Below are 15,111 nucleotides of genomic sequence, written 5' to 3' on the forward strand. Positions count from 1 at the left end.
AGACTGCTTCCATGCTCCCGAAGCTGTACTCCGACTCGCGCGATCGCTTGATGGTGTGGGCAAGACGCACACCGAGCCGTCGCCTGGCGACCGATGCAACCGTCGATGTTTTCGAAGTCGGTCTCGTCGACAGCGCCATGACTCTGGCAGCTCAAGCCTTCACGTCCTTGCTCCCGGTCATGATCGCGGCGTCCACCCTGGAGAAACTGAAGCCGTTGGCCGACGCCGCCAAGGACGACCTCGGGGTCCAACTACCCGACGCCCAAATCATCAACACCTCCACTGCGGCCGCGTTCGGAATCGTCGGTTTGCTCATGCTGCTGATCAGTTCCACGTCCTACGCTCGCGCTCTCGGCCGGATGTACGGGCGCATCTGGAGCGTGCCGACTGCGACGCTTCGTCAGGCGTGGCGTTGGATAGCGGTCGTGTTCGTCGTGGCGACATCGGTGGTCGGGGCGGCCCTCTGCCGAGAACTGAACGGTGTGCCGGGGGTGGGCAGACTCCTGGAATTTGTTGCGGTCTACGTGGTGTGGGCGCTCGTCTGGACTGCCGTGCCGATGCTGTTGACCGCTAATCGCATGACCACTCGTATGTGCGTCGGGTCCGGGTTGCTCACCGCGACGGGTCTGAGCGGACTGCACGTGGCAGGCACCCTTTTCCTGCCCCGTATGACCAAGACCTCTCAGGACGAGTTCGGCCTCCTGGGCGTGATGTTCACCGTCATCGGCTGGCTGTTCGTCTTCTCGGCCATCGTGGTTGTCGCGTCGTCGATCGTCGGATCGGTGGCCAAAGATTCCGGCCCGCTGGGCATCTGGCTGCGAACCTCACGCTGACGTGCCGCCTCCACCGGCAAGCGCCTGCGACACCGTCGGATAGACGTCGACCTTCAGCGCGCCCCGGTCAGCACCGGACAGAACGTCGCGGAACTGTCCGATGTCTCGGGCTACACGGAAGCTCACGTTCTTGCGAGCCAACGAGTCTCGAAGCTGAGCCAACATCTGGGCCGCGCTGACGTCGATGAACGGTGATGTTTCGGCGTCGAGCACCACCATCGTGGTCCCCGCGGTCACCAGGCCGGTGATCTGATCACGCACGTGATCGGCATTGGCGAAGAACAGCCCGGATTCCACCCTGACCACCACGATGCCGTCGAGTGTCCTCAGATCGGGGTGACCGCTGGCGTCGACCCAGCGCGTGCCGTCCTTGGCCAGAGCTGCCACATGCGGTTTGGAGACTCGATAGAGGAGCAGCAACATCGAGACGGCAATTCCGATGATCAAACCGGGCAAGGTGTCGAACAGGAGAACTCCGAACATCGCCGCGATCGCTGCGGCGAAATCGGCCCGCGCGGCGTGGCCGTAGATGCTGCCCAACCTCTTCGTCCAGACCCGGTACAACGCTGCGAGAGAGGAGAAATCGACCAGCTCGATCACGGCGGCGATGACCACGGCGGAGAGCGTCGCCTCCGGCAACTTCTCGAACAAGCCGGTCAGAAACAGCAGTGTCAACAGTGTCAGTGCAGCGACCACCAGTCCGCTGACCTGAGATTTGGCGCCCGCGCCCCCGTTGACAGCGGTCTTCGAGAGGCTGCCGTTGACCACCATTCCGGAGCACAGACCCGATCCGAGATTGGCCGCACCCAGTCCAGCGAGTTCACGATTGGCGTCGATCGTGTACCCCGCCTTGGCCGCGTATGTTTTTGCAGCACCCAGACCTTCGGCGAATCCGATGAGCAGAACGCCGACTGCCGGTCCGACCAGATCGAGATAGTCCTCGGCTCCCACACCACTCGGCAGACCCATCGACGGCAGTCCCGAGTCGATGTGCCCGACGATGTCGATGCCGCGATCGTCGAGGCCGAACAACGCGACTGCGGTAATGCCCAGCAGCACGACGAGGAGCGAACCCGGTACCAGCGGAAGCCATCGCTTGACGCCCAGGACCATTGCCAGGCTGAGCAATCCGATGATCACCGTCGGTCCGTCGACCTCACCCAGTTCCTTCACCACTGTCCACGCCTGGACGAAGAAGTTTCCCTCCCCCTTCTCCACGCCCAGGAGTTTGGGTACTTGACCGATGATGATCGTGAGCGCGAGACCCACGATGAATCCCTTCAGAACCGGCTCGGAGATGAAGGAGGCGATGAAGCCGAGGCGCATGAATCCTGCCAGCAGACCCACGAGCCCGGTCACGATTGCCAATGCGGCCGACAGCGCGATGAATCGGCCGTCGTTTCCCGAAGCCAGTGGCGCGATCATCGCCGCGGACAACGCTGCGGTCGCCGACATCGGCCCGACGATCAGGTGTCGCGAACTACCTGCTGCTGCATACAGAATCAGTGACGGAACTGCAGCATAGAGCCCGACTACCGGCGGAACTCCGGCGATGGTGGCGTACGCGAGCGCTTCGGGAACGAGGACGGCCCACACGGTGAGGCCGGCAATGATGTCGGGGCGGAGCCAGCCGCGCTGGTAGTCGGAGAGCGATCCGAAGACCCACCACGTCCGTGTGTGCGGAGCACTCATAGTCCTTGCACCCCTTTACTGATCTGCATCGCCGCGATCAGGACGAGAAGCCCGACGTTCAGCAAGTGCGTGTTGGTGGCTATCCAGGTGCGGATCTTCTGCAACGGTTCGGTTGCCTCGTCCTTCTTGATCAGAAGGAGGGCGACGGGCACCGCAACCGAGGTCACGGACACCAGCGAGAAGATCACGGCCGAGACGATCTGCGAGGTGGGTTCCACAGTGCTGAGCCGCAGATTCATGGCGGCGGCGATGGCACATGACATGTCGATGGGGTTGAGGACGAACAGCGCGAAACCTAACGCCCCTGATCGCATCGGCCGGAAATGCTCTACCGACTGGAGCATTTTCGGCAGCTGCGGGGCGGCGGCGACCACGTCGCCGGGTGCGACGGCCGCCGCCATGGCCTGGACTCCGCGGCGGCTGCGTGTGTAGACGAACCAGGCTCCCGCCAGCAGAGTCGCGCCGAGAACGAGATGGAGGATGGGCACCCACAACGGGGGGTGAGTTCGCTGGTGCACTTGAAGGGCCGTCAAAATGATGTATGCGCCGGCCAGCGCGACAACTATTCCGAGATACCACCCGATCAGGTACGCGATGCTGTTGATCCGCGCTCGTTCGGAAAAGAGCACGGCAACAACGGCAACCACCGCCAGCGGGCTCATGATGATCCCGAGCGCCAGCGGGATCTGTTGCAGTAGCAACGATCCCATACCTACCTCCAGTTGTCAGAGACCGCCGATGCCCTTACCGATGAGAACAACACCGATAACCAGGATCAACACACTCATCACCGTGGCGTTGTTGTCCTGCAACCACACCTTCAGCTTGGCAAGCGGACCGCGCAGTCGCTCCGCGGCAACGAGGTAACCGATCACAGGCACACACACTGTCGAGGCCGCGATGATCGTGAAAACCAGAATGGCGACAACAACTTCTCCGGATCCAAGCGAAGCGGATCCGATCGAGATTCCGGCCGCGATACACATCATCAGATTCTTCGGATTGATCGCAGCCAGAGCGAAGCCCAAGCCGAGGCCTTTGGCAGCGGTCATGTCGTCGATGGCTTGCATCCACTTCGGGGTTTCGTGCTCGCCTCCGCGTCCGCGCCATTGCTTCGCTCCGAACGCAAGAAGTAACACTCCCAACGCCAGCTTGATCCACGAGACCGTCGCCGACGGATCACCTTCGGAGTCGCCGAGCTTGCTGGACAAGAGCACGAAGATCACAGTGGCGACAACGATTCCGAGTATCCAGCCCAGAGCGAACCCGACGCTCGTGCTGCCGGCTCGCTTGGACAATAACATCAAGATTGCAGCGATGATCGGGATCGGCGATACCGCGACGCCGACCGCGAGGGGTAACAGATCCCCGATGACAGATCCCATGCCGACCTCTTCTCTCTCCCGGTCGACACTAGGGGCGGGGGCCCTGCGCAGCCTCACACGAAAAGGATGAACAGAACCGTGGCGACATTCACCCGTAGGGGATGAAGCCCGAGGAGCATGCGCGAGTAAGACTGGATCTCACGGATGCGGAGTCCTGGATCGAGCAGCGACGCCGATTGCACTTGACGACACCTGATTTCGAGACTCGGCGCGGGGCGGGTCCGAACCTCACGGCCCTACGAAATGGAGCGGACACTGATGAATGCTCCCACTCGGTATCAATTCCTCATCGACGGCGAAGTGTCGGACCGTGTCAAGGCCGCATTTCCCGACCTCAGTGTTGCTAGTGCGGCCGGCGGATTCACCAGTTTGTACGGACCCGTCGCGGACCACACGGCCATGCGAAGCATCATGGCCCGCCTCGATTCCCTCGGGTTGACCGTCGCCGAACTGCGAAGGCTCCCGGACTGATCCGAGCCACCCGTCCATCGGATCGTCTCCGCGCACGAGCGATGGTCCCGACCGAGTCGATTCGGTCGGGACCAACTGCCCTCGAGTTGTTCGGTGCCTAGACTCTGTCTGTATCCCAAGTAGCGACGGCCCAGATCACAACGACATCGAGCGCGATGACCAGGATCGACCACAACGGGTAGTACGGCATCCACAAGAAGTTGGCGATGATCGAGAGCGACGCAATGACTATTGCCGCCGCCCTGGCCCACACTGCACCCGTGAAGAGGCCCAGAGCCACCGCGATCCCGATGATGCCCAAGATGATGTGGATCCAACCCCACGTCGTGATGTCGAACTTGTACGTGTAGTTGATACCCACGACAAACAGATTGTTGTCTGCGACGGCCGCGATGCCCTGAAGCAGAGCGACAATGCCTGCGGTGAGCAGCAGAATCGCTGCTGCAAACGTCGTACCTACCGCGAAACCCTGCCGGACAGGGTGATTCGCGGGTTCCCGCGGTGGAGCAGTCATCAGCGTTCCTTTCGACAGAATGCACTTCCCTTACTCAGTCTCGAGGGGCTGGAAAGCGAAAGCATCACCCGTCGCGGATGAACCGCAGGTCATCGGCCCGTACCCGCTTGCCGGCGTCGCAAACCAACATTGGCAGACTGGCACTGTGCAGCACACCGTCGTCGTGATCACCGATATCCACGCTCCACCTGCGGTGATCTTCGATCTCGAACTCGACATGGACGAACACTCGGCCTCGCTCCGAAAAACGGACGAGGTGGCCGTGACGAGTACGCACAGAAGCTGGCACCCCTTTCATCGAGTGAGCACCCTCTGCTGAAGCAGCGCAGAGAGTGTTCACTCGACTGAACCTGTGCTCACTCAGCAGCAGTCGCACTCGTCACCTTTCTCGGCCGCAGCCACGACCGGGCAGCACGGATCGCCCTTCCACGCGTTGATGCCTTCTTTCACCGCGATGACGGCGATCACCAGTGCCGCAATCGGATCCGCCCACGACCAGCCGAGCACCGAGTTGAGTAGCAAACCGACCAGCAAGACCGCAGAGAGGTACGTGCAGAGCAGAGTCTGCTTCGAGTCCGCGACCGCCGAAAGGGAACCCAGCTCCCGACCGGCTCGGCGCTGCGCGTAGGACAGGGCCGGCATGATCGCCAAACTGACTGCAGCCAAGACTATTCCGACGGTGGTGTGCTGGGCCTCCCCCAGACCGAACAGCGACCGAATCGCGTCGAACGAGACATACGCAGCGAGCCCGAAGAACGAGAATGCGATCACGCGTAGCGCCGTCTTCTCGCGGCTCGCGGGATCCGGGGCCGAAAACTGCCAGGCAACCGCTGCCGCCGAGGATACTTCGATCACGGAATCAAGACCGAACCCGAACAGGGCCGCAGACGACACTCGCGTGCCCTCCGCCAGCGCAATGATCGCCTCGACGACGTTGTAGCTGATCGTGATCGCCACGAAGATGCGGATTCTTCTCGACAACAGCGCTCGTCGGGCAGTCGAGAGACCGACACCGTCAACGGGCGTAGCCATCAGCAGCACCCCTCTGATTCGCTGTCCGGGCAGTACGACGGATCCACGGCGAGTACGACCCCGAGTAGGTCGTCGAGCGCCTGACCGATATGTGCGTCGGCGAGTTCGTATCGCGTGCGACGCCCTTCCGGTACGGCCACCACCAAGCCACAACCGCGCAGACAGGCCAGATGGTTGGACAGCTTCTGCCTGGTCACCTCCAGCGCGTCGGCGAGGTCCGACGGATACCGGGGCGCGGTTTTCAGCTCGAGCAGTATCCGTGTTCGAGTCTCGTCGGACAGTGCATGCCCGAACCTCGCAAGCACCGCCACATTGGTCACCACATTCATGCCCTCGACATCCATACGAACGACAGTACATCGAAATCTGTATTCAGAAAACAGTGACTCCAATGGTTCAAGATCCAGCCATCGGGTAACGCAAGCCTGGAACGACACCGACCAGACTTCGATCAGCGGGAGCCCGCATCCGATGAACCGTACAAAAGCCGACGATCACACAGCGATGCCGGAACTGCCGGAAACCGGCAGCGTCTTCCAAGTCTCGTGGCCGGTGCGAACAGGAGACATTCACACCGACAGAAGCCTGCGCCTCGACGCGATCGCGCGTTACCTCCAAGACGCAGGCTTCGACAACCTCGTCGACCGCGGCGCCATGGATACCCATCCGCTCTGGATGGTGCGAAGAACGGTGATCGACGTATTCGAACCGGTCGTCTGGCCGGATCGAGTTCATTTGCAGCGTTGGTGTTCCGGCCTGTCGAGCAAGTGGTGTTCGATGCGAGTTCGCATCAGGTCCGACGGCGGCGGATTGATCGAAACGGAGGCGTTCTGGATCAACATCGATCCGAAGACGGGAATGCCGGCCACCATCAGTGAAAAGTTCACCGCCGCTCTTGCGTCGACGGCCGTGGACCAGCATCTCCACTGGCGTCGGTGGATCGACCCGGAATCCACAACGACACCTTCGGCGGAGACGCCATTCCCGTTACGCTCGAGCGATTTCGACCCCTTCGATCACGTGAACAACGCGATCTACTGGCAACCCGTCGAAGATGTGCTGCCCGACGAACTACGAAGCGGACCCTTTCGCGCGATCCTCGAGTACACCCAGCCCATCAAGAGAGGCGAGCAGGTGAGCGTGCAAACCGGCACGAACACGCTGCACATCGACGCCGGCGGCGAGGCACGTGCATCAGCTCGATGGTTCGCGCTGGCCCCGAACCGCAACGATCAGGGGTGAAGTTTTCCGAATCCCACAACGGCAGAGTCGGACTGCCAGTCCAGATCATGCACCCGCACCTTGCCGAACTCGTTGCCGCCGACCGTGATCGCCGAGTCACCATCCACTGCCACAACGATATTGGTGTGCTGGCCGACCCATCTCGAACTGTCGTAGATCACCACATCACCCACGTTCGGTGTGTACCCACTGCCGTTCTCGGCGTACGCGCCGATCCCCTGGTAGTACTCCTGCAACGTGTACACCCCCGGGATGCGCCAACTTCCGGAGTTCGGGTTCGACAACGGTCGACCCGCTTCCTTCATGATCCAGCTGACGAAGTCTGCGCACCACTCTTCGTCGATACCGTCGGAATAGAAGGTGCCCGGCCGGTCATTCTCGTGCTCGGACCGGAGTAGGTCGAGCACACGAGCCTGATCCGAAGTCACCGCACCGGCATCGACCGTCGGGAACTCGGCGGTGTCCCAGGGCAGATACCGCGAAGGCGCGACTGCGACGGCAACCGCACCGACCACGATGACGAAGCCGAGCACCCCGGCAATCCAAAGCACGATACGGCGGCGACGTTTGGTTTCGGCAGGACTCACCCTTACAAGTGTGCCAGTCTGCCGAGAATCGATCCGCAAACCACCTCGATGACCTGCCACTTCTCATCAAATCCACACGGATGTGCCATCAAACTATTGCTATGGCACCAAAGTGGTGCCATAGTGGTGCCATGGACTTGACACCGTACGTAGACAACCTTCGCCACGAACTCGCGGTGGCGGCCGAAGCGGGCGGGGAAGACGCAAAGGCACTCGCCGATCGTCTGACCGCACCGTTGGAATCAGCAGTGCGCCTCACCCTCCTCGACGCATTGTCCGCAGCGGCTGCCGAGATCACGCGTGACCTCGCACCGGGCTCGGTGGACCTGCGCCTGCGGGGACGCGAACCCGAATTCGTCGTGGCACCGGCCATCAGTGAACCGGCTCCGGCCCCCGTCGAAGAGGAACCGACTCCGGCACCGCGCCCCGTCACGGAGTCCGACGACGCCTCGATGACTCGAATCAACCTGCGGCTGGGGCAAGACCTCAAAGACCGGATCGAGGCGGCGGCCCGGGAAGCCGGGATCTCCGTCAACGCGTGGCTGGTTCGCTCGGCCGCGACGGCTCTGGAAGGCGGCACACACAGAAGCTCTCCGCGACAACGCGCATCCCAAGGTTCCGAGAGCTTCACCGGCTGGGTGCACTGACACCGGATCCAACTTTCGCTCGACCCCTTTCATCAACCGAGACAACCTCATCGGGAGTATCACCATGCCTACATACAGCACACCTGACCCCATCACCTTGAACTTCGACGTAGCAGTCGGACACATCCGGATCGCAGCGAGCGACCGCAACGACACTGTCGTGGAAGTGTTGCCCAGCAACTCGTCTCGCGAGGTCGACATTCGAGTCGCCGAACAAACGCGCGTCGAATTCGCGGGTGGCCGGCTGCAGATCAAGACTCCGAAACAGCGTGGCCTCGGGATTTTCGGGAAGACCGGATCTGTCGACATCTCCGTTCAGCTCCCCTCCGGCTCGGGACTCGAAGGTACTGCCGCAGTTGCCAGCCTGCGTACCGACGGCACCCTCGGCCGCTCACGCGTGAAGGTTTCGGCCGGCGATTGCACCCTGGACACCACCGGACCGCTCAACGTCAGCACCGGAGCCGGGGCGATCACCGTCGAGCACGTCGCCGGTGACATCGACACGAGCACCGGGTCCGGAAGCATCCGCATCGGCCGCGTCGACGGCAACGCGGAGGTCAAGAACTCCAACGGCGACATCAACATCGGTACGATCACCGGCGCGCTGAAGGCCAAGACCGCCAACGGCAGCGTCGCCGTGGAGCACGCAGAGTCCGACGCTAGCGCCGCAACTGCCAACGGCGACATTCGTTTCGAGAGCATCGAGAGTGGAGTCGTATCCGCAAAGACGGCCGCCGGACGAATCCATATCGGTGTTCGATCCGGAACGGCCGCGCGATTCGACGCTCATACATCCTTCGGTCGTGTCGACAACCAGATGAATGCCACACACGGTCCGGCGTCGTCCGAACGCCGAGTGGACGTCCGGGCACAAACCAGCTACGGCGACATCGTCATTCGACGTTCGGAGCCTCGAGAAGAATCCAACAAGAAGATCTAGCGAAAGGAACGCTGATGTCCCGTAAACCAGCCATCACCGCGACGGGCCTGAAGAAGGCCTACGACGACAAGACGGTACTGGACGGAATCGACATCTCCGTCGACCGCGGAACCGTCTTTGCGCTCCTCGGACCCAACGGCGCCGGCAAGACCACCATCGTGGAAATCCTCTCGACCCTCGTTCCCGCCGACGGCGGCGACATTCGCATCGCCGGGTACAACCCTTCCGACGATCCCGACGCGGTGCGTTCACGCATCGGCGTCACCGGACAGTTCTCGGCGGTCGACGACTACCTGTCCGGCGAGGAAAACCTTCTCCTCATGGCCGACCTTCACCATCTCGGCAAGGATGAACGCCGAACGCGCACTGACGAACTCCTGAAGAAGTTCGACCTGGTCGAATCCGCGGAGAAGCTGGCCTCGACCTACTCGGGCGGAATGCGCCGACGGCTCGACCTGGCAATGACCTTGATCGGACGACCGGAGATCATCTTCCTGGACGAACCCACCACCGGCCTCGATCCCCGGAGTCGACGCACGATGTGGCAGATCATCCGCGAGTTGGTCAAGGGCGGTGTCACCATCTTCCTCACGACGCAGTATCTCGAGGAAGCCGATCAGCTGGCAGACCACATCGCCGTCCTCGACCAGGGACGGATAGTCGCCCAAGGCACTGCTGCGGAACTCAAACGACGCATCCCTGGCGGCCACATTCGTCTTCACTTCTTCGATCGAGACCAACTCGATTCTGCTGCTGCTGTTTTCGACGGGTCTTCACGTGACGATGCCGCCTATGTCCTCCAGGTCCCCAGCGACGGGGGTGTCCGCTCACTACGTTCTCTTCTCGACCAACTCGACGCTCACTCGATCGACGTCAAGGAACTCTCGGTGCACACACCCGACCTGGACGACGTGTTCCTGACTCTGACCGCCACCGAAAGGACCGAAGCGCGATGACCACCATGACGCTTGCCTATCAGGACTCGAAAACCATGCTGCGTCGCAGCATTCGACACATCCTTCGATATCCGTCGATGACGGTGATGCTTGTCGGGATGCCAGTCGTCTTTCTGTTGCTGTTCGTCTACGTACTCGGCGGGACACTCGGGAACGGACTCGGACCAGGCGGTGGTGGCCGAGCCGAGTACGTCAACTACGTTGCACCGGCGATCATTCTGATGACTGTGGCATCAGCGGCACAGGGTACTGCCATCTCTGTCGCAACCGATATGACCGCGGGGATCATTGCACGATTCCGCACGATGGCGATCACGCGTACGTCCGTCCTGACGGGTCATGTTCTCGGCAGTCTCCTTCAGACGATCGTGAGCCTGGTAGTCGTCATCGCCGTGGCGATAGCCGTCGGATTCCGGCCTACGGCAGGCTTCGTGGAGTGGGTCGCGACGTTTGCCCTCCTCATCCTGGTCTCCATTGCCATGATCTGGTTGTCCGTTGCCTTCGGTCTCGTCAGCAAGAGCGTCGAGACGGCAAGCAATCTCCCGATGGTGTTGATCCTCTTACCGTTCCTGGGAAGCGGATTCGTCCCCACCGACTCGATGCCGACCGTGTTGCGATGGTTCGCCGAGTATCAGCCGTTCACTCCGATCATCGAGACCCTTCGAGGACTGCTTCTCGGCGAAGCGATCGGGAACAACGCGCTCCTCGCGATCGGATGGTGCGTCGCGATCACTCTCCTCTCCTACCTCTGGGCGCGGAGTTTGTTCAACCGACGCCCGGTGCGCTGACCTCGAAACACACGATCTTCGAGAACAGGTACGGTGTCGCTGTCGTCGAGTTCCGAGGCGATGGCGACGTCGTGTGGAAACCCGAGGACAATCAATTCGCGTCCTGAGGCACAGTCCCGCAGGTGGTCCTCGTACGAATCCGACACCGCCGCCCAGGCATCCGCCGCCATCCGCGCCTCGGGCGATACGTGGCCGTCCCAGCCCGCCGCGGTCAGTGCGGCCACGACAGCACCAGCGCCCCACAGATCTTCAACCGCCGGACGCAACTCTCCACCGGGCCACTTCTCCCCGGAAGCGACAATGGCCACTCGGGATCGCGGACCATGCTCGTGCACAATCCAATCGGCGACGGCGGAAGCGTTCCTCAACGAAGCGCCGACACACACCGCAACCTGGGACGCCAACGCAAACGCGATAGTCGACCCGTTCGGCGAAGGCAGTACCAGCCGACTCGGCGCCTCGGCCTCGCGAATCGTCTTGGGAGACAGACTGATCTGACCTTCCCTGGCCACACTTCGTCGTACTGCCAGGACCGCATCGGCATCACGTGCGTAGTCGACTGCACTCTCGTCGTTCCAGGAATAGGGAAGTACGTCGATTCCCGCGTCGGCGGCGACGCTCAGCGTCGTCGTGAACGAGAGGACGTCGATCACGACGGCGGTATCGACTCCCGCAGCGATCGCCTCGGCGCCACGCAGGCCCCAGTCGAATCGAAGTCCGTACTCGAGTTGGCGGTGCTCCTGATTCATGCAGGCCAGTCTCTCAGAAAGTAAGCAGCTTCTCCGGCACGCGTAAATCCTCGTGCTCGTACAACGCTCGCACGGCCACGGGATCGTCAGTGGCGCAGACGTCGGCGATGTCGTCGAGCAGTACGTCGTACTCCGCACCGGTCTTTCCGTCGTAGGCGTCGGTCATGCGGCCCCACTCGTCCCATGGCAGGGTTTCGACTTTGTTCATCGCGGCAAGGTCTTTCACGGCGTTGCCGCGGATCTCGGCGGCTCCCCAGTTCTGGGTTCCGTACACCCCGAATTGGGAGGCGTCGATCTCGCCGCGTCGATACGCCAACCACGCCTCGCCGCCACTGAGGAATTCTCCCGGCTGCAGATCGTGGGCGTGAGGAAGCACGTTCTGTCCGAGGATCTCCGAGTCGATGCGGATCCAGCGCTTACCGGCGCCGTCCCAGTACTCGGTGATCCAGTGGTCGACGCCCTGTCCCGGTTGAAAGTAGGTGGCAAAACCACAGCGGACCCGCGCGGCAAAACCGCGATAGCGCAGAAACGCACAACTCAAAACGGCAAAGTGCCGACAGGTTCCGACGACCCTCTTGTCGAGGTCTCGGGCGGAGGTCACGGGTGCGGGATCGAGCGAGAGCAGCCTTTCGAGCAGAACACTTGCCGGCCGGATCTGGTTTTCGTCGAATCGGTCGGTGGTCAGATTCAGCGACTGCGCATCGGCGGGTTGAACGACCAGGTACGGGACCACCCGGCAAATGTCCACGGGATCGGCGGAGAGCGGCTCGATGGCGGGCAGATCCACCCCGTCGACGCGGGTGAACGGTCCTGCTGATGTGTAGTCGAGAACCGCCGTCATGAGCGGAGACTAACAAACACTGCGGACACAACCACTCCACTATGGTTAGGGTCCCATAACCATGAAACCCGAGGTTGCCGTGAACCCCATGTTGAGCCGCCGTGCCATGCTGTCCGTCACCTTCGCCACGGCAGCAGGTTTTGCCCTTGCTGCCTGCGGCGACAGCGCGGAAGACGAATCCACTCCCGGCACAGAAGGTGGTCACGCCGAGGCCAACGCCTTCCCGGTGACCATCGACCACAAGTTCGGTTCCACCACCGTCGAGCAAGCACCCAGCCGCATCGCCGCGGTCGGTATCGGCGACGCAGACGTACTGCTCTCCCTCGGGCTGACACCTGTCCTGGTCCCGGTGTGGAAGGGATCGACCGACGACGGAATCGGCGTCTGGGCCGACTCGGCAGTTCAAGGCGCCGAGCCGACGCCGTTGGCCAACGCCACCACCGATTTCGACATCGAAACGATCGTGGCCGCAGCGCCTGACCTGATCATCGCCGTCAACAATGCGATCGACGAGGACCTGTACAAGCAGCTCAGCGCCATCGCGCCGACGGTGCTTCACGCGGCCGATCAGACGGATTGGGTTCTGCCCTGGCAGGAGGTCACGACCCGCATCGGTACCGCTGTGGGTGTTCCCGCGCAGGCACGGCAGGAGGTCCAGCAAGTGGAGGACCTCATCGTTCGTACCCGCGCGGAGAACCCCCAGTTCGAGGGCAAGACAGCAGCTCTCGTCATTCGCTGGAGTGACGGGAATCTTCGAGCGTTCAGCCCCGAGGCAGCGCGCGCTCAGCTGCTCACGCAACTGGGGTTCACGGCGCCTGCCGCACTGAAGGATCGGTTCGCGGGCAAACTGAACTACGAGATCTCCGCCGAGAACTACGACCTCCTCGAGTGCGACTACCTGCTCTTCGACAACTACGAGAAGGCTCGTCCCGAGATGGAGACGCAGCCGGCGTTCACCAATCTGAACGTGGTCAAGACCGGCGGCCTGATCAGCTTGGACCCCATCGTCAGTGACGCGGTGTCCATGCCCAATCCGCTCACCATTCCGTTCGTGCTGGAAGATTTCGTAGCAAAGATCAATCAGACGATCGCGGGTCGATAACCTTCGTTCGACCGGACCACACCCACAACACCACAGCCGCAACGGCCACGCAGAGCGCAACGATCACCCATGGTGACGCCGGCGCTGCGTGGCCGTTGTCGACGAGGTCGTATACGAATCCGACTCCCACGGTTCCCAGGAGCGCGAGCAGACCGCCGATCGTGTTGAGCATGCCGAAGTGCGCTCCCAGATTGCTTTCGCGACCGAGGATCGCGATGGTGTCTCGCATCGGCGGCACCATCAACATCTGTCCCAGGTGCAGCAGCCCGATCCACACCGCAAGACCGACTATCTGGGTCGGCGCCGAAGCTGCGGCGCTGACGCAGGTGGCCAGCGGAACCAGGAACGATACCGAAATGAGCACGAGCCCGAAGGTGATCGCGCGTCGATGCCCGATGCGGTGGGCGACCGCGACCGTCGGCCCCTGCCCGACGATCACCAAGACCGCTGCACCCACGTAGAACCACCCCAGCGCCGACTGTGAACCTATGCCGCGCTCGAGCTGTTCCGGAAGCATCAGATACAGCTGGCTGTACGCAACCAATTGAAAACTGCAGAGCGTCGCGAAGAGTAGAAAGTTGTTGTTGGTCAGCACGCTTCGCCAGACGTCACGCAGCGTATAGGTCGAGACCTGACCCTCGTGTGCATCACCGGGCCGGGGGAACCAGATGAAGAACCCGACCCACATGATCGCGAAGAGCAACGCCGCACTCGACGCCGTCCACGAGAACGGAAACATCAGGAGTGCGGCACCCAGCGCCGGGCCGATCACGGTTCCCAGTCGGCTGCACATCTGTTCCACCGCAAACAAATCGGTACGACGCATAACTCCGGCGGACTCGAGTTCGCGTCCGTAATCCGCGTTGGCCGACTCCACCGCGGGCGCGAAGAGTGCGGCAGCAAAACCGACCAGAAGCACGCCGACGATGACGGCGGCCATACTCTCGGCCAGTCCGAGCATCAGGAAGCCGACCACCCGAACGGCTATGCCCAGCAGGATGATCGGGCGCTTGCCGAACCTGTCGGCGAGGCTTCCACCGATGAAGAACATGCCCTGTTGGCTGAACATCCGGAGCCCGAGGACCAGGCCGACAACCCAGGCCGCGAATCCGAGATCCTCCGAAAGATGCACCGCGAGAAAGGGGACAACCAGGTAGAACCCGATGTTGAACAGCACCATCGAGAGCAGGAGCAGTTTCACCACCGGCGGCAGGACACGAACCTTCGCAAAGGTCTTGTTACCGGGGAAACGCTCACTGAATACCACGATCAGAAGACTATTGCCCGCACGGCGTTCTGTGGAAATCTGCCATTTTGCAATTGGTTAACTGT

19 protein-coding genes are annotated in these 15,111 nt (G+C 62.0%); 9 read left to right on the forward strand and 10 right to left on the reverse strand.

Annotated elements, in window-relative coordinates; all coding sequences use genetic code 11:
* Positions 1-11 precede the first annotated feature (11 nt).
* Positions 12-833, forward strand: coding sequence for a hypothetical protein (locus G8767_RS08635; protein WP_124568007.1), 822 nt, complete (start codon positions 12-14; stop codon positions 831-833).
* On the opposite strand, the gene G8767_RS08640 is transcribed toward G8767_RS08635, so the two are convergent.
* Genes G8767_RS08640 through G8767_RS08650 form a run of 3 tightly spaced genes read right to left on the reverse strand, consistent with a single transcriptional unit; the run spans position 825 to position 3,910 of the window.
* The gene (locus G8767_RS08640) at positions 825-2,525 is read right to left on the reverse strand and encodes a SulP family inorganic anion transporter (protein ID WP_166809871.1); all 1,701 of its coding nucleotides are present in this window, start codon (positions 2,523-2,525) and stop codon (positions 825-827) included. The two genes, G8767_RS08635 and G8767_RS08640, sit on opposite strands and share 9 nt — an antisense overlap.
* Positions 2,522-3,235, reverse strand: a complete 714-nt coding sequence (locus G8767_RS08645; protein ID WP_166809872.1) for a GAP family protein — start codon at positions 3,233-3,235, stop codon at positions 2,522-2,524. Before G8767_RS08645 ends, G8767_RS08640 begins: the two co-directional genes overlap by 4 nt.
* A 15-nt stretch (positions 3,236-3,250) precedes the next feature.
* The gene (locus G8767_RS08650; RefSeq protein ID WP_095972315.1) at positions 3,251-3,910 is read right to left on the reverse strand and encodes a GAP family protein; all 660 of its coding nucleotides are present in this window, start codon (positions 3,908-3,910) and stop codon (positions 3,251-3,253) included.
* A gap of 258 nt (positions 3,911-4,168) precedes the next feature.
* Between G8767_RS08650 and G8767_RS08655 the strand changes: the two genes are divergently transcribed.
* Positions 4,169-4,381, forward strand: coding sequence for a hypothetical protein (locus G8767_RS08655; protein WP_095972384.1), 213 nt, complete (start codon positions 4,169-4,171; stop codon positions 4,379-4,381).
* A gap of 97 nt (positions 4,382-4,478) precedes the next feature.
* On the opposite strand, the gene G8767_RS08660 is transcribed toward G8767_RS08655, so the two are convergent.
* Positions 4,479-4,895, reverse strand: a complete 417-nt coding sequence (locus tag G8767_RS08660; RefSeq protein ID WP_166809873.1) for a hypothetical protein — start codon at positions 4,893-4,895, stop codon at positions 4,479-4,481.
* A gap of 145 nt (positions 4,896-5,040) precedes the next feature.
* Between G8767_RS08660 and G8767_RS08665 the strand changes: the two genes are divergently transcribed.
* A complete protein-coding gene (locus tag G8767_RS08665; RefSeq protein WP_166809874.1) occupies positions 5,041-5,214 on the forward strand; it encodes a hypothetical protein in 174 nt (57 codons plus the stop codon).
* A 41-nt stretch (positions 5,215-5,255) separates the two neighbouring features.
* Here G8767_RS08665 and G8767_RS08670 read toward each other — a convergent pair whose 3' ends face one another.
* Together G8767_RS08670 and G8767_RS08675 are read right to left on the reverse strand one after the other, a co-directional pair.
* A complete protein-coding gene (locus G8767_RS08670) occupies positions 5,256-5,927 on the reverse strand; it encodes a cation transporter (protein WP_206029121.1) in 672 nt (223 codons plus the stop codon).
* Positions 5,927-6,271 carry a metalloregulator ArsR/SmtB family transcription factor gene (locus tag G8767_RS08675; protein ID WP_095972312.1) on the reverse strand — a complete coding sequence of 115 codons (345 nt, stop codon included), beginning with the start codon at positions 6,269-6,271 and terminating at the stop codon, positions 5,927-5,929. The genes G8767_RS08670 and G8767_RS08675 overlap by 1 nt, the downstream gene beginning before the upstream one ends.
* Before the next feature lie 127 nt (positions 6,272-6,398).
* Between G8767_RS08675 and G8767_RS08680 the strand changes: the two genes are divergently transcribed.
* Positions 6,399-7,169, forward strand: a complete 771-nt coding sequence (locus G8767_RS08680) for an acyl-ACP thioesterase domain-containing protein (RefSeq protein WP_095972311.1) — start codon at positions 6,399-6,401, stop codon at positions 7,167-7,169.
* Here the strand turns inward: G8767_RS08680 and G8767_RS08685 are convergent.
* A complete protein-coding gene (locus G8767_RS08685) occupies positions 7,160-7,756 on the reverse strand; it encodes a CHAP domain-containing protein (protein WP_166809876.1) in 597 nt (198 codons plus the stop codon). The genes G8767_RS08680 and G8767_RS08685 overlap by 10 nt on opposite strands.
* Before the next feature lie 131 nt (positions 7,757-7,887).
* On the opposite strand from G8767_RS08685, the gene G8767_RS08690 reads away from it, so the two are divergent.
* The 4 genes from G8767_RS08690 to G8767_RS08705 all read left to right on the forward strand — a co-directional run bounded on the left by G8767_RS08690 (position 7,888) and on the right by G8767_RS08705 (position 11,087).
* Entirely contained in the window at positions 7,888-8,403 is a 516-nt protein-coding gene (locus G8767_RS08690; protein WP_095972309.1) for a toxin-antitoxin system HicB family antitoxin, read from the forward strand.
* A 64-nt stretch (positions 8,404-8,467) separates the two neighbouring features.
* On the forward strand, positions 8,468-9,343 hold the full coding sequence (locus G8767_RS08695; protein WP_095972308.1) for a DUF4097 family beta strand repeat-containing protein: 876 nt from the start codon (positions 8,468-8,470) through the stop codon (positions 9,341-9,343).
* A 14-nt stretch (positions 9,344-9,357) separates the two neighbouring features.
* Positions 9,358-10,299, forward strand: coding sequence for an ATP-binding cassette domain-containing protein (locus tag G8767_RS08700; protein WP_166809877.1), 942 nt, complete (start codon positions 9,358-9,360; stop codon positions 10,297-10,299).
* Positions 10,296-11,087, forward strand: coding sequence for an ABC transporter permease (locus tag G8767_RS08705; RefSeq protein ID WP_166809878.1), 792 nt, complete (start codon positions 10,296-10,298; stop codon positions 11,085-11,087). Before G8767_RS08700 ends, G8767_RS08705 begins: the two co-directional genes overlap by 4 nt.
* Here the strand turns inward: G8767_RS08705 and G8767_RS08710 are convergent.
* Positions 11,042-11,836, reverse strand: a complete 795-nt coding sequence (locus tag G8767_RS08710; RefSeq protein WP_166809879.1) for a 2-phosphosulfolactate phosphatase — start codon at positions 11,834-11,836, stop codon at positions 11,042-11,044. The genes G8767_RS08705 and G8767_RS08710 overlap by 46 nt on opposite strands.
* 13 nt (positions 11,837-11,849) lie before the next feature.
* On the reverse strand, positions 11,850-12,677 hold the full coding sequence (locus G8767_RS08715) for a transglutaminase domain-containing protein (RefSeq protein ID WP_166809880.1): 828 nt from the start codon (positions 12,675-12,677) through the stop codon (positions 11,850-11,852).
* A 61-nt stretch (positions 12,678-12,738) separates the two neighbouring features.
* On the opposite strand from G8767_RS08715, the gene G8767_RS08720 reads away from it, so the two are divergent.
* Positions 12,739-13,779, forward strand: a complete 1,041-nt coding sequence (locus tag G8767_RS08720) for an ABC transporter substrate-binding protein (RefSeq protein ID WP_166809881.1) — start codon at positions 12,739-12,741, stop codon at positions 13,777-13,779.
* Here the strand turns inward: G8767_RS08720 and G8767_RS08725 are convergent.
* The gene (locus tag G8767_RS08725) at positions 13,754-15,046 is read right to left on the reverse strand and encodes an MFS transporter (RefSeq protein ID WP_166809882.1); all 1,293 of its coding nucleotides are present in this window, start codon (positions 15,044-15,046) and stop codon (positions 13,754-13,756) included. The genes G8767_RS08720 and G8767_RS08725 overlap by 26 nt on opposite strands.
* Between the last annotated feature and the right edge of the window lie 65 nt (positions 15,047-15,111).

It is taken from the genome of Rhodococcus sp. IC4_135 (genome assembly GCF_011602025.1).
GTDB lineage: Bacteria > Actinomycetota > Actinomycetes > Mycobacteriales > Mycobacteriaceae > Rhodococcus_F > Rhodococcus_F baikonurensis.

Coding starts and splice junctions, on each gene's coding strand:
- G8767_RS08690 (WP_095972309.1), top strand. CDS start 7,888: ATGGACTTGACACCGTACGTAGACAACCTTCGCCACGAACTCGCGGTG.
- G8767_RS08670 (WP_206029121.1), bottom strand. CDS start 5,927: ATGGCTACGCCCGTTGACGGTGTCGGTCTCTCGACTGCCCGACGAGCG.
- G8767_RS08645 (WP_166809872.1), bottom strand. CDS start 3,235: ATGGGATCGTTGCTACTGCAACAGATCCCGCTGGCGCTCGGGATCATC.
- G8767_RS08640 (WP_166809871.1), bottom strand. CDS start 2,525: ATGAGTGCTCCGCACACACGGACGTGGTGGGTCTTCGGATCGCTCTCC.
- G8767_RS08715 (WP_166809880.1), bottom strand. CDS start 12,677: ATGACGGCGGTTCTCGACTACACATCAGCAGGACCGTTCACCCGCGTC.
- G8767_RS08635 (WP_124568007.1), top strand. CDS start 12: ATGCTCCCGAAGCTGTACTCCGACTCGCGCGATCGCTTGATGGTGTGG.
- G8767_RS08710 (WP_166809879.1), bottom strand. CDS start 11,836: ATGAATCAGGAGCACCGCCAACTCGAGTACGGACTTCGATTCGACTGG.
- G8767_RS08675 (WP_095972312.1), bottom strand. CDS start 6,271: ATGGATGTCGAGGGCATGAATGTGGTGACCAATGTGGCGGTGCTTGCG.
- G8767_RS08700 (WP_166809877.1), top strand. CDS start 9,358: ATGTCCCGTAAACCAGCCATCACCGCGACGGGCCTGAAGAAGGCCTAC.
- G8767_RS08705 (WP_166809878.1), top strand. CDS start 10,296: ATGACCACCATGACGCTTGCCTATCAGGACTCGAAAACCATGCTGCGT.
- G8767_RS08660 (WP_166809873.1), bottom strand. CDS start 4,895: ATGACTGCTCCACCGCGGGAACCCGCGAATCACCCTGTCCGGCAGGGT.
- G8767_RS08655 (WP_095972384.1), top strand. CDS start 4,169: ATGAATGCTCCCACTCGGTATCAATTCCTCATCGACGGCGAAGTGTCG.
- G8767_RS08680 (WP_095972311.1), top strand. CDS start 6,399: ATGAACCGTACAAAAGCCGACGATCACACAGCGATGCCGGAACTGCCG.
- G8767_RS08695 (WP_095972308.1), top strand. CDS start 8,468: ATGCCTACATACAGCACACCTGACCCCATCACCTTGAACTTCGACGTA.
- G8767_RS08650 (WP_095972315.1), bottom strand. CDS start 3,910: ATGGGATCTGTCATCGGGGATCTGTTACCCCTCGCGGTCGGCGTCGCG.
- G8767_RS08720 (WP_166809881.1), top strand. CDS start 12,739: ATGAAACCCGAGGTTGCCGTGAACCCCATGTTGAGCCGCCGTGCCATG.